This is a genomic window from Niveispirillum sp. CC-CTL257 (genome assembly GCF_059489915.1).
Map to the genome: position 1 here is coordinate 1,001,392 of NZ_JCAJXE010000001.1, position 12,828 is coordinate 1,014,219.

A 12,828-nucleotide genomic window follows, 5' to 3' on the forward strand; every position below is an offset into this window, starting at 1 on the left:
AAGCGGTCGGCGGCAAGGCGGAATGGTGACATCTTTCTGTCATTGGCCGCTGTTGAAAGTCCGCCTGCTCATGGATGCCCGTTATCATTCGCGTGAAATTGGCCGAAAGGCTGAAGATGTCGATGCGTTGAAGCGCTCATTCCTGGAATGGCTGGTCTATTCGGTGGGTAAGGACGCCAAGACGGCGACCCGCCGCGACTGGTTCACCACCGGCGCCCTTTCGGTGCGCGACCGTGTCGTTGATCGCTGGATGGATACGACGCGCGGGGTCTATGCCGCCGATGCCAAGCGCATCTATTATTTCTCCATGGAGTTCCTGATCGGCCGGCTTCTGTCCAACAACCTGGACAATCTGGGCCTGACGGAGGTCTGCCGGGAGGCGGTGGATCGTCTGGGCCTGCGCCTGGAGGAGGTGCTGGATGCGGAACCCGATCCGGCCCTGGGCAATGGCGGGCTGGGCAGGCTGGCCGCCTGCTTCCTGGACAGCATGGCAACGCAGCATCTGCCGGCCTATGGCTATGGTATCCGGTATGAATATGGCCTGTTCGAACAGCGCTTTGATCAGGGCTTTCAGGTCGAATTCCCTGACAATTGGCTGCGGTTCGGCAACCCATGGGAATTTGCGCGGCCGGAGGTGCTGTACCCCATCCATTTCCATGGCCGGGTCGAAACCTATATTGATGGGGCCGGGGTGGAACGGCGGCGCTGGGTCGATACCGAAACCGTCCACGCCATGGCCTTCGACACGCCCATCGTCGGTTACGGTGGCGAAACGATCAATACTCTGCGTCTTTGGTCGGCCCGCGCTACCAGCGATTTCAACTTCCACCATTTCAATGATGGCGATTATCTCAAGGCCGTGGAAGGCAAGGTCCTGTCGGAAAACCTTTCACGCGTGCTCTATCCCAATGACGCGACGGAGGTGGGGCGCGAACTGCGGTTCAAGCAGGAATATTTCTTCACCAGTGCGTCGATCCAGGACATTCTGCGCCGCTATATGCAGCATCATAAGGATTTTGATGCACTACCGGAAAAGGCGGCCATTCAGCTGAATGACACGCATCCGGCCATCGGCATCGCCGAACTGATGCGTATCCTGATCGATATCCATGGGCTGGAGTGGGACAAGGCCTGGGACATTACCCGCCGCACCTTCAGTTATACCAACCATACCCTGTTGCCCGAAGCGCTGGAAAGCTGGCCGGTGGGCATGATGGAACATGTGCTGCCCCGGCATATGCAGATCATCTACGACATCAATGCCAGGTTCCTGGAGGGGGTCTGGTCTCGTTGCGATATCGATACGATCCGCCGGTTGTCACTGATTGACGAGAATGGTGGACGGCGGGTGCGCATGGGAGGGCTGGCTTTCCTGGGCAGCCACAAGGTGAACGGAGTTTCGGCCCTGCATACCGACCTGATGAAGCAGACGGTCTTCGCCGATTACCACCGCCTGTTCCCCGACCGCATCACCAACAAGACCAATGGCATCACGCCCCGCCGCTGGCTGCATCAGGCCAACCCGGCTTTGTCCCGTCTGATCAGCAGTCGTATTGGCGATGGCTGGATCACCGATCTGGAACAATTGTCGGTCCTGAAGGGCAGGGCAGGGGACGAGGTATTCCAGGAGGAGTTCCGCCGCGCCAAACGTCAGAACAAAAAACGTCTGGCCGCCTATATCGCCCGCCACCTGCGCATCGATGTCGATATCGACAGCCTGTTCGACGTGCAGGTGAAGCGCATCCATGAATATAAGCGTCAGCTGCTGAACCTGTTACAGACGGTGGCGCTCTATAATGAGATCCGGGACAATCCCAAACGGGATCACACGCCTGTCACCAAGATTCTGGCCGGCAAGGCCGCACCCGCCTATCATCAGGCCAAGCTGATCATCAAACTGGCCAATGACATTGCCAAGGTGGTGAACAATGACCCGCTGGTGCGCGGTCGGCTGAAACTGGTGATGCTGCCCAATTACAATGTCAGCCAAGCGGAAATCGTCATGCCCGCCGCCGACCTCTCGGAACAGATTTCAACGGCGGGGATGGAGGCGTCGGGCACCGGCAATATGAAGCTGGCGCTGAACGGTGCCCTGACCATCGGCACCCTGGACGGGGCGAACGTTGAAATCCGCGACCATGTCGGGGCCGACAATATCTTCATTTTCGGCCTGACGGCGCAGGAGGTGCAGGACCTGCGGCAGAATGGGGGCTTCGATCCGCGCGCCGTCGTCGGAGCCAATCCGCACCTGAAACGCGCGCTCGACATGATCGGTAATGGTGCCTTCAGCCCTGATGATCCGGGCCGCTTCCGCCCCATCGTCGATGCGCTGCTGCATGGTGACCATTTCCTGGTCACCGCCGATTTCGAGGATTACCGGAACGCCCACGCCGCCGCCCGCGCGCTCTATCGCGACAAGGCGGAATGGACGGCCAAGGCCATCCTGAATACCGCCAGCATGGGTTGGTTCTCCTCCGACCGTACCATCATGGAATATGCGCGCGAGATATGGGGCGTGGCCCCCGTGTCGCCGGTGGGCGGGGAGGCGGACTGAGCCGCTGACTTGCCCGTCAGTTCCGCCGCTTGAACCGGGAACCGATCTCCGCCTCTTCGTTCTCGTACTGATAGCCGAAGGTCTGCACCTGCCGGATCAGGGCTCCCGGATCACCCACCGGCACTGTGGGCTGATAACGCCATGTCCGGACAGCCTTTTCGACCGATGTGGCATATTGCGGATTGCCGGATTTTTGCAGAATCTTGGTTTCCTTGACCCGCCCGTCGGCGGTGGACACCATGAATTCTATGGTAACCTGACCTGACACCGATATGCGGTTGTCCGGCGTGTCCGGCACCTCCCGGAACAGCGGCTTCACCTCGCCCGGCGGCACGGGAAGGCTGCGCGTCGCTTCGACCCATTTATCTTCGCCCGCAGGGTCGCCGCGCTTAAACGCGATGTAGGCCAGCATGCCATAGGTGGGGCGCAGGATCGCCTTCACCGCCGCGTCATCCTGGCCTTCGCCACGGTCGGCGATGGAGATGAACATAGGCTCGGCCTCATCCTTGCGACCGCTTTCCATGGTCAGCAAGGCATGTTCATAATCCACCATCAGGCGGACGACATGGTTGGCGGGCACGGCCTGCGCCACGGTTGAGGCGCGGTCCAGATACTTGCGGACGTCGACGATATCCATGGCGCCCTTCAACTGCCGAGCCTGGGTCAGCAGGGCGTTGACATGGCCAACCGATTCCACGCCGAAATTCTTAGCGTAGAGATTAATAACCTGATCCTGCGCGTCACGCGCCGCCTCGAAGTCGCCGGCATTGATCAGGGCCAGCGACAGCTGCTCATGAACCGCGATCAGGGTCCCATCCTCTGGCCCGACATGGCGTTTCAGCGCCACGATGGCCTTGCGGATGGTGCTGGGCGCGGCGCGATCCTTGCCCGTGCGCAGGAAAATGTCGATGGCGTTCAACAGCAACCGTTCATGGCTGGCTGGTTTGTAGGTGGGGGATTGTTCGTAAAGTTCTGCCGCCTGCCAAGCCAGATCGAAGGCCTCCGTCAGTTTGCCTTCATTCATCATGGCGACGGAGGCCTTGTTCGCCTCCTGCCATGTCATGGCTGATGCCGGCAAGGATGACAGCAGCAGGGCACAGATAGCCAAACCGGCAACACGCATGGAAACCCCCGGAGAAACATCGCGGATCGCACGATATCTTTCCGGGGGCTTGTATTCAACGCGGGAGATTGCGCGATCGCAACGACATGCAACCGTATGATGCTGTGCCGATGGGTCAGCTGGCGGCGTTGCTGACGCTCTGCCGCACTGTGACCATTGATCCCGCTGACCCTTCCGTGGCGGTGGGCTGGAACCGCCAGTTCAGGATGGACTTGCTCATCACCGCCACATATTTCGGATCGCCGGAGCTTTCCAGAACGCGAACTTCCTTCACCTTGCCATCGGCCGTGGAAACGCGCAGTTCCATGGTGGCGGAACCGGTCAGGCCAGTTTCAATGCTTTCCGGGATGGAACGGAACAGCGGCTGCGGACCGCCGGCATGAGCGGGCAGGCCGCGCGTGGCCTCAACCATCCGGTCCTCGGTCTGCGGGTCGCCCTGACGCTGCGCGATGAAGGCCAACATGCCGTAGGCGTCGCGGGCCAGGCTGCGCATGGCAACACTTTCTGATGCGCGGGCCTGCTTCACGATGGAACGCAGCTGCGCGCCGGCGGCGCTGTCGCGGCCGGCATCAATGGCGCCCATGGCCTGCTCGAACTCCACCTGCAGACGGATCGGGTGATCGGCGGGCAGGCCCTTGGTGAGACCGTCGATCCGGTCCAGGTACCGCTGGGCCGTGGCGGCGTCGCGGGCGGCTTTGGCGGTGCGGACCAGTTCCAGCTGCGCATTCACGCTGCCCACGCTGTCGGCGCCATAGTTCTTTTCATAAAGCGTGGCCACACGCTCATAGATCATCTTGGCCTTGGCCTTGTCGCCCAGGGCCAGGTAGGACTTTGCCAGCTGCTCATTGAGCGCGATGGTTTCCGGCGCGCCGTCGGGCACGTGCCGGCCAATGGCCGTCAGCGCCTTTTGCAGCATGTCGGGTGTCTTGGCCGGATTCTGGATCTGCAGGAAGATATCGGCGGCATTCAGCAGCAGCCGCTCATGATTGCTGGGTTTGTAGTTGGGGGCCTTCTCATACAGTTCTGCGGCCTGCCACGCCAAGTCGAAGGCCGGCTGCAACTTGCCCTCCACCATCAAAGCCACAGAAGCCTTGTTGGCCTCCTGCCAGCTTGTTGCCGCCTGTACTGGACCGGCCAGCAATAGCGCGCATGCCGCGACGGGGATCAATTTCGTTGCAAACATGCAACCTCCTGGAAATGTCAAGTAAAAAGCTGAATGTAACTTACGATGCTTTACATCTCCGCTCAAGCGGGGAAAGTTCGGTTCGTGCAATGTTTCTCCCTTTGCATCCGCCCTGCGCCCCGCGCTGCCCAGCCTTGACGGAGGGTGTCTGCGATTTCGCTGGTGCAACAGGATGGTTTCCGGCATGGTCCGTCCCGTAACCGAGTGGCTGTGGGGCCCCCGGTGGCCAACCATGCCACCATCAAGATATGCCCCGAATGATGAGAGTCGGGTCGTGTCGCTGCCCATCGCCTTGATGGTGCCGCCCTTCGCTTTCCGAACCAGCAGAAGCCGCTCCGAAGCGCAACCGCCAGCGCCGGGATGATCCCGACGTTTGGCATCCCTTGCGCTCCAGCCGCGTCCGACCCCCAAGTAGGGCCGGCGGTGCGGAGCGTTTGGCTTTGTCCGAAGAAAGCTCGTTCCTTGACCATTACCTTTTCAGAACTCGCCCTTCCCGCCTCGCTGATGCAGGCTGTTGCCGAACTGGGCTATGTCAACCCGACCCCGATCCAGGCGCAGGCCATTCCCGCCGCGCTGGAGGGCAAGGATGTCGTGGCGTCTGCCAATACCGGCACCGGCAAGACGGCGGCCTTCGTGCTGCCCGCCCTGGCCCGTATCGCTGCATCGGAGCGTCAGGCCGGTTCCTGGGGCCCCCGCGTCCTGGTTCTGACCCCGACGCGCGAACTGGCCAGCCAGGTGCTGGATCAGGTCCGCCTGCTGTCGAAGTTTGGCCGCATCCAGACCGGTACGGTTCTGGGCGGCATGCCCTATCGCGCCCAGATCGAGATGCTGCGCCGTCGCGCCGACCTGATCGTCGCCACGCCGGGCCGCCTGATCGACCATCTGGAAAATGGCAAGGTCGATCTGTCCTGCGTTGAGATGCTGGTCCTGGACGAGGCCGACCGCATGCTGGACATGGGCTTCCGCGATGCCGTGGAACAGATTTCCGGTGCCTGCCCCGAAGGCCGCCAGACGCTGCTGTTCACCGCCACGCTGGACCGTACCGCCGAAAAGCTGGCCTCGGCCCTGACCAAGGATCCGGTCCGCGTCGATGTGGCCGGCAAGGCCGTCACCAATACCTCCATCGAGCAGCGCTGGCTGCGTGCCGACGGGCTGGACCACAAGCACAAGCTGCTGGGCCGCCTGCTGGAAGATGAAGCCTTCGGCAAGGGCATCATCTTCATGGCCACCAAGGCCGATTGCGACGTGATGGCCGACAGCCTGTCCGAACAGGGCCACCGCGCCATGCCGCTGCATGGCGACATGCAGCAGCGCGAGCGTAACCGCGTGGTGCAGTGGCTGCGCGATGGCCGCATCAATGTGCTGGTCGCCACCGACGTTGCCGCCCGCGGCATCGACATTTCCGACCTGTCCCACGTCATCAATTTCGATCTGCCGCGCGTGGCCGAAGATTACGTTCACCGTATCGGCCGTACCGGCCGCGCCGGTGCCACGGGCATCTCCTACAGCCTGTTTACCCGCCATGACCGCAATCTGGTCCGCGCGATTGAGCAGTATACCGGTCAGCCGCATGTGCAAAGCACCCTGCCGGGCCTGGAGCCGATGCCTGAGCCGGAGCGTAGCAAGTTCCGTCCCGGTGGCCCCAAGCCCTACGGTGCGCGCAGCAATCAGGCCGGCAAGCCCTATGGCAACAAGGGCGGCTTCGGCGGCCAGCGCCGCGAAGGCGGCTGGGCCGGTGAGCGCCGCGAGGGTGGCTATCAGGGCGGCGAGCGCCGCGAGGGCTTCCAGGGCGGCGGTGCCCAGGGTGGCGAACGCCGTGAAGGCGGCTTCCGCGCCGAACGTCGTGACGGCGGTTACCAGGGCGGCGAGCAGCGTTCGCAGAGCGAGCGTCTGGGCGGCTGGCAGGGCGAACGTCGCGAGGGCGGTTTCCAGGGTGAGCGCCGTGAACGCCGCGACTTCCAGGGCGAAGGCCAGCATCAGGGCGGCGACCGTCCCCAGCGCGCTTGGTCCCCGGACGCCACCCCCGTCGCCGGTGAGGGCCGTGGCCCCCACCCGCATAAGGCCAACCCCTACAAGCCCCACGCCGGCAAGGGCCGTCCCCACGGCCATGGCGGCGAAGGCCGCGCCGATTTCCGCGATGCCGGCCAGGGCGGTGAAAAGCGCCGCGAATTCCGTGGTGAACGCCAGACTGAGGCCCGCGCCGAGGGCGGTGCCGCACCGACGCGCCGTCCGTTCCGTCAGGCGTAAATTTTCGGCTGACATTGCTTTGTGAGTGAGAAAAGCCCCGGACAATTGTCCGGGGCTTTTTCTATGGGTGGTGGCGTGTCACGGGCGAATGATTTCCAAGCCCTTCTTCATTTTCAGCACACCATCATCCTTGACCGCTATGTTGCGGCGGTAGAGGGGGGCGGGTGCCTGTAAAGTCAAGCTACTCCCTGATCCACTTCGATATTAACGTGTGTTACTGTCCTATCGGTGCCGATGATGGGGTACGACGTGGCAGAGTTGGAACGATTGTATGTGGGAAGGGAAGATGCACCCGCCCTGATATTCGTCCATGGTTTGGGTGGCCACCCCAAAGATAGCTGGCGGTATGAAAAATGTCGGTCGGATGATTTCTGGCTGCATTGGGTGGGGCGCGATACAGGATGCGATGTCTGGACACTGAAATATGACGCAAAGCCGTCAGCATGGACGGAAGAGGCAATGCCGTTGCCCGACCAGGGTTCTCACATCATGGACAGGCTTTCCACTGTCCGTGAACTGCACAATAAGAGATTAATTCTCGTTGGCCATAGTATGGGTGGCCTCGTCATCAAGACGATGCTAACCTACGGATTATACGAGGATAATCGCTTTAAGGGGCTGGCAAAGCGCATACAGGGGATTGTATTTATTGCCACCCCCCATGGTGGGGCGCAGTTAGCCAGTCTGTTTGAAGCAATCAAAATTGTATCAAGAGCTAATCCACAAGTCGGTGATCTTTCGAAGCATGATCATCATCTGGAAGGCCTCAATAGGCGATTTTTAAATAGCGTCGGTGAATGGGGGGTCAAGGTCCTTATTTTTGCGGAAACGCATGGTGTAACGTCAAAGCGTCGCTGGTTCCGCTGGTTTCGTGGTCCGTCGGTTCTGGTGGTGGATCGCGGCAGTGCCAATCCTGGTGTCTCGGATTGTCACCCGATCAAACTGCCTGAAGATCATTTCAGTATTTGTAAGCCGAAAGATAGAAAAGCACAGATACATGCGTCCGTCTGTAAGTTTGTGAAGGAAATCGCAGCGACACCCGTCGAGCGGCCCCGTGTGCCGCCTACAGAAGTCGTTGAATTACAACGGTATCCCGGTCAATTGAGCGGTCCAGGCGACAACCTGCTGCAACCACGCGACGGCCGGTTTTATGGCCGTGATGAGGAGGTGAAACAGGTTCTGGCATTCCTGCGGGGGACAGAATCAGCGCGTATGGTCAGCACGCTTGTCGGCGGGGTTGGTGGGGCTGGCAAGACGGAGGTTTGTAAGGCCGCACTGAAAAGCTGGTTGGCCGAGCAGTCGGGTGCCAGGGCCTTTTATGTGGGGGTTCCCGACGGGGCGGGGCTGGGTGTGTTTATCGCACAGATTGGCCTGGCCATCGGCAAACCCGATTGCGCCACGCCGCAAGAGCTTCTGACCATAATGCCATCGGGCCTGTGGTATTTGGACAATCTGGAAGGGATTGCCGATGACGGGGCGGCGCGTGACCTGTTGAGGGCCATGCGTAATAAGGATGGGGTGCGGTTGCTGGCATCCTCCCGCACCATGTTGAACAATATTTTCGGGACGCCGATTAAAATTGATCAATTGCCAGCGGACAGCGCCCTGCGCCTGTTCCGGGAATTATGGGGGGAGAGGGCGCCCAGCTTCCCGATGATCAGGAGTTGGCCGATTTCGTGATCGGCAAACTGGGGGCACATGCCCTGAGCATTACATTGATGGCCCGATTGGGAAATAGCCGATCTTTTGTGGCCCTGGTCCGGGATTGGGAAGTGCTGGGCACCGATATTGTTGATGATGGTTTGGACGCCGATGATCGGCAGGGGAGCCTGAATGTCAGCCTTCGCCTGACCGCAAACGCCCTGGCCAGCATCCCTGGTGCCCTGCATCTCTGGACCCTGGTGGCTCTGTTTGATGATGGTGTGTTGGAATCTGACCTGGAGAGGTTGGAAACGCGCGGGGGGTGGACCAGTACTGCTCGCACGCGTTTAGCGGATCATCATGTGCTGTTCCAACGTAACGGGCGTTGGCATGTCCTGCCGCCACTGGCCCGTTACGCTCTGCGCGCGGCACAGAAAGACCAGGACGGTTTTTCCTGGCCCCTGGCACGCAAACCAGCCCATGACCTGTTCAAGGCGATGGCAGAACAGGCAAGCGCGACAATATCGAACGCAGAAAATTTGGGCGCAAGGGAGTGGCTGCTTTCGCATTTTGCGACTTTGGCCAACCTGATGACGCAAGAGATGAATGCACCAACAAGGGACAATGATTGGCTACGACAGATAAACCGGCGTTTATACAATTTATACCAATTCCGCATTGCCCTGAGCCACCCTCTTCTGTGTAAGTTACGTGATGCCGGGCTGGGTGGGGCGATTACGCTGAAGAGCCTTGGTGATCTGGAAAGTCGGCTTGGGCAGGTTGATGCGGCGCGCCAACGCTATGACGCCGCCCTGGTGCTTTATCGGCAGGAGAAGGACGGGCTTGGCGAGGCGAATACGCTGAAGAGCCTTGGTGATCTGGAAAGGCGGCTTGGGCAGGTTGATGCGGCGCGCCAACGCTATGACGCCGCCCTGGTGCTTTATCGGCAGGAGAAGGCCGGGCTTGGCGAGGCGAATACGCTGAAGAGCCTTGGTGATCTGGAAAGGCGACTGGATCGGTTTGATGCGGCGCGCCAGTGCTATGACGACGCCCTGGTGCTTTATCGGCAGGAGCAGGACGGGCTTGGCGAGGCGAATACGCTTCAGAGCCTTGGTGATCTGGAAAGGCGGCTTGGGCAGGTTGATGCGGCGCGCCAACGCTTTGCCGCCGCCCTGGTGCTTTATCGGCAGGAGAAGGACGGGCTTGGCGAGGCGAATACGCTTCGGAGCCTTGGTGATCTGGAAGGTCAGTTGGACCAGTTTGATGCGGCGCGCCAACGCTATGACGCCGCCCTGGTGCTTTATCGGCAGGTGCAGGACGGGCTTGGCGAGGCGAATACGCTTCAGAGCCTTGGTGATCTGGAACGTCAGTTGGGGCAGGTTGATGCGGCGAGGGGGTATTATAGTCAGGCCATTGCCCTATATCGGATCGAACGGAATCCAACGGGCCTCGCCTATTCATTGGCGGATCTGGCACGCTGCCTGTCAGGGACTGAGGAAAAGGCAAGGCGGGATGCAGCACTTGTGGAGGCGGAGGGTTTTGCCCGCGCGTCCAATGTACCCAGCGTGGTTGGGTATGTGCTGGCGGCCATTCAGGAGCTACGTGGGGGGTAAGGTAGCGGCCCATCATGACCGGAAGATGTTGCCGGGATTGGAAGTTTTGGGGTGCATCCGCGCCCTTTCACAGGCCCCCTGCAAAACTTTCCCCCCTGTGCGGGTCTCAAATCGGCTATTGAACCCGCTTGATCCGCGTCCAGCCGTCAGAAGTGCCCCATGCCCGACAATATCCTTGAAACCGAAGTCGCCAAGCGTCGTACCTTTGCCATCATCGCGCACCCGGACGCGGGTAAGACGACGTTGACGGAAAAGCTGCTGCTGTTCGGTGGGGCCATTCAGATGGCGGGGGCCGTGAAGGCGCGGGGCGAGCAGCGGCGTGCGCGGTCGGACTGGATGAAGGTGGAGCGGGAGCGCGGGATTTCGGTCACCGCGTCGGTGATGAATTTTGATTATGCCGACCGCACCTTCAACCTGGTCGACACACCAGGCCACGAGGACTTTTCCGAAGATACTTACCGCACCCTGACCGCCGTCGACAGCGCCGTCATGGTCATCGATGGGGCGAAGGGTATTGAAAGCCAGACGCGCAAACTGTTTGAAGTTTGCCGCATGCGCGACGTGCCCATCATCACGTTTGTGAACAAGATGGACCGCGAGGCGCGTGACCCGTTTGAGTTGATGGACGAGGTGGAGCGTGACCTGCAGCTTGAGGTGACGCCCGCCTCCTGGCCCATCGGGTCGGGGTCGGATTTCCGGGGTTGTTATGACCTGATCCGTGACCGGTTGATCCTGATGGATCGTCGGTCGGGCGATGTGGCGACCGATGGCGTGGAATGCAATGGCATCGACGATCCCAAGATCGACCAGATGCTGCCCGCCGACCAGGCCGCCAAGCTGCGTGAGGACGTGGCCATGGTGCGGGAACTGTGCCCGCCCTTCAACCTGGAAACCTATCGCGAAGGCCACCAGACGCCCGTGTTCTTCGGCTCTGCCATCAATAATTTCGGCGTGCGCGAATTGTTGCTGGGTCTGGCCGAATATGCCCCCCCGCCGCGCCATCAGAAGGCCGATGGCCGCATGGTGGAGCCGGACGAGGGCAAGGTGACGGGCTTTGTGTTCAAGGTCCAGGCCAACATGGACCCAAACCACCGCGACCGTATCGCCTTTTTCCGCCTCTGTTCCGGCCATTTCAAGCGCGGAACCAAGCTGAAACATATGCGCAGCGGCAAGATCCTGGCCGTCAATAATGCCGTGCTGTTCCTGGCGCGCGACCGCGAGCTGGCGGAGGATGCGTTCCCCGGCGATATTATCGGCATCCCCAATCACGGCACCCTGCGCATCGGCGACACGCTGACCGAGGGGGAAGAACTGCGCTACACCGGCGTGCCCAGCTTCGCGCCTGAACTGTTGCAGCGTGTGCGTCTGGACGACCCGATGAAGGTGAAGCATCTGCGCAAAGCACTGGAGCATTTCGCCGAAGAAGGGGCGTCGCAGGTGTTCAAGCCCATCGTGGGTGCCGACTGGGTCGTGGGCGTGGTTGGTCAGTTGCAGTTCGAGGTGCTGGCGGCCCGGATTGAGGCCGAATATGGCATGAAGGCGCGGTTTGAAACCGCCGGCTATGACGCGGCCCGCTGGGTGGAAAGCGACGATCCCATTGCGTTGAAGAACTTCATCGACAGCCGCCGCGCCGATCTTGCCGAAGATCATGATGGCGCGCTGGTCTATCTGGCCCGCAATGGCTGGCAGTTGAACCGCGCGCAGGAGGATTTCCCGGCCCTGCGCTTCCTGAAGACGCGTGAGCAGAACAAGAGCGTGACGACGGTGGCGGCCTGACCGGGCGGCCACTCAATCCCGGCGGTTAGAACACGCCGATGAGATAAAGAATAATGATGATCGGGATGGGGATACCGAGCGCCCATAGCAGGATGCCGCGCATGTTCTTTCTCCTTTGACCATTGGGGTCATGGAGAGTGAACAGCGCCGGGGGCGGATAGTTCCATCTCACCGCGCCGCAATCGCCACCGTGATCGTGTCGGAATAAGTGCCAGCGATGGCCTGCGGGCTGGCGGGGATATTGACCTTGAAGCTTTTGGTGGAGACCGTCTTCTTGGCACTGGTCCGGGTCAGGACGACGGGGTTGGCCAGCGATTTCACGCCGGAATTATCATACTGCACCGTGTAAGCGGCGCGGGCACCGGTGGCGTTCACCAGGGCACCGGCATTGGCGGACGAGATGGTGACGGTAAAGCCGTTGCCACGGTTGCACTTTTCACCCACGGTGCCGATGGTCAGGTTGCTGGTGCCTTTGACCAGATCGACGCTGTTGGTGTTTGTCTGATTGATCTGCACGAAGCAGATGGTTTCCATGGTGCCACGCAGGCCGATGCTGCCATTGGACTGCGCCAGTGCCGGAAGGGCGCTGGCGGCCAAAAGCAGGGTGGCGGCCAATGCCGCGCATGCGTGGTCTTTGCGGACCATGTGATAACCTCGGTTCCTGGCCTTCAGGCCTTGCAATGCCGGCTGA

General features: G+C 60.9%; 8 protein-coding genes. 5 read left to right on the forward strand and 3 right to left on the reverse strand.

Translation table 11 applies throughout. The features are described 5' to 3' along the window. Positions 1 to 70: 70 nt before the first annotated feature. Positions 71 to 2,554 carry a glycogen/starch/alpha-glucan phosphorylase gene (locus ABC729_RS04870; protein WP_495606518.1) on the forward strand — a complete coding sequence of 828 codons (2,484 nt, stop codon included), beginning with the start codon at positions 71 to 73 and terminating at the stop codon, positions 2,552 to 2,554. Between the two features lie 16 nt (positions 2,555 to 2,570). Here ABC729_RS04870 and ABC729_RS04875 read toward each other — a convergent pair whose 3' ends face one another. Both ABC729_RS04875 and ABC729_RS04880 read right to left on the reverse strand, forming a co-directional pair. Continuing rightward, a complete protein-coding gene (locus ABC729_RS04875; RefSeq protein WP_495606519.1) occupies positions 2,571 to 3,677 on the reverse strand; it encodes an energy transducer TonB in 1,107 nt (368 codons plus the stop codon). A gap of 115 nt (positions 3,678 to 3,792) precedes the next feature. After that, positions 3,793 to 4,860 carry a hypothetical protein gene (locus ABC729_RS04880; protein WP_495606520.1) on the reverse strand — a complete coding sequence of 356 codons (1,068 nt, stop codon included), beginning with the start codon at positions 4,858 to 4,860 and terminating at the stop codon, positions 3,793 to 3,795. Positions 4,861 to 5,322: 462 nt separating this feature from the next. Between ABC729_RS04880 and ABC729_RS04885 the strand changes: the two genes are divergently transcribed. The 4 genes from ABC729_RS04885 to ABC729_RS04900 all read left to right on the forward strand — a co-directional run bounded on the left by ABC729_RS04885 (position 5,323) and on the right by ABC729_RS04900 (position 12,137). Next, the gene (locus ABC729_RS04885) at positions 5,323 to 7,107 is read left to right on the forward strand and encodes a DEAD/DEAH box helicase (protein ID WP_495606521.1); all 1,785 of its coding nucleotides are present in this window, start codon (positions 5,323 to 5,325) and stop codon (positions 7,105 to 7,107) included. Between the two features lie 234 nt (positions 7,108 to 7,341). Next, positions 7,342 to 8,787 (forward strand): alpha/beta fold hydrolase, encoded by a 1,446-nt coding sequence (locus ABC729_RS04890; RefSeq protein ID WP_495606522.1) that lies wholly within the window; start codon positions 7,342 to 7,344, stop codon positions 8,785 to 8,787. Beyond that, positions 8,772 to 10,361: a tetratricopeptide repeat protein gene (locus tag ABC729_RS04895; protein WP_495606523.1), complete on the forward strand. Its 1,590-nt coding sequence runs from the start codon at positions 8,772 to 8,774 to the stop codon at positions 10,359 to 10,361. Before ABC729_RS04890 ends, ABC729_RS04895 begins: the two co-directional genes overlap by 16 nt. Before the next feature lie 159 nt (positions 10,362 to 10,520). Next, a complete protein-coding gene (locus tag ABC729_RS04900; protein ID WP_495606524.1) occupies positions 10,521 to 12,137 on the forward strand; it encodes a peptide chain release factor 3 in 1,617 nt (538 codons plus the stop codon). Positions 12,138 to 12,305: 168 nt separating this feature from the next. On the opposite strand, the gene ABC729_RS04905 is transcribed toward ABC729_RS04900, so the two are convergent. Continuing rightward, the gene (locus tag ABC729_RS04905) at positions 12,306 to 12,782 is read right to left on the reverse strand and encodes a hypothetical protein (protein WP_495606525.1); all 477 of its coding nucleotides are present in this window, start codon (positions 12,780 to 12,782) and stop codon (positions 12,306 to 12,308) included. Positions 12,783 to 12,828 lie beyond the last annotated feature (46 nt).

Bases quoted from the DNA above. Each gene is read 5' to 3' on its own strand.
- ABC729_RS04870 (WP_495606518.1), top strand. From the start codon at position 71: ATGGATGCCCGTTATCATTCGCGTGAAATTGGCCGAAAGGCTGAAGAT.
- ABC729_RS04875 (WP_495606519.1), bottom strand. From the start codon at position 3,677: ATGCGTGTTGCCGGTTTGGCTATCTGTGCCCTGCTGCTGTCATCCTTG.
- ABC729_RS04880 (WP_495606520.1), bottom strand. From the start codon at position 4,860: ATGTTTGCAACGAAATTGATCCCCGTCGCGGCATGCGCGCTATTGCTG.
- ABC729_RS04890 (WP_495606522.1), top strand. From the start codon at position 7,342: ATGATGGGGTACGACGTGGCAGAGTTGGAACGATTGTATGTGGGAAGG.
- ABC729_RS04900 (WP_495606524.1), top strand. From the start codon at position 10,521: ATGCCCGACAATATCCTTGAAACCGAAGTCGCCAAGCGTCGTACCTTT.
- ABC729_RS04905 (WP_495606525.1), bottom strand. From the start codon at position 12,782: ATGGTCCGCAAAGACCACGCATGCGCGGCATTGGCCGCCACCCTGCTT.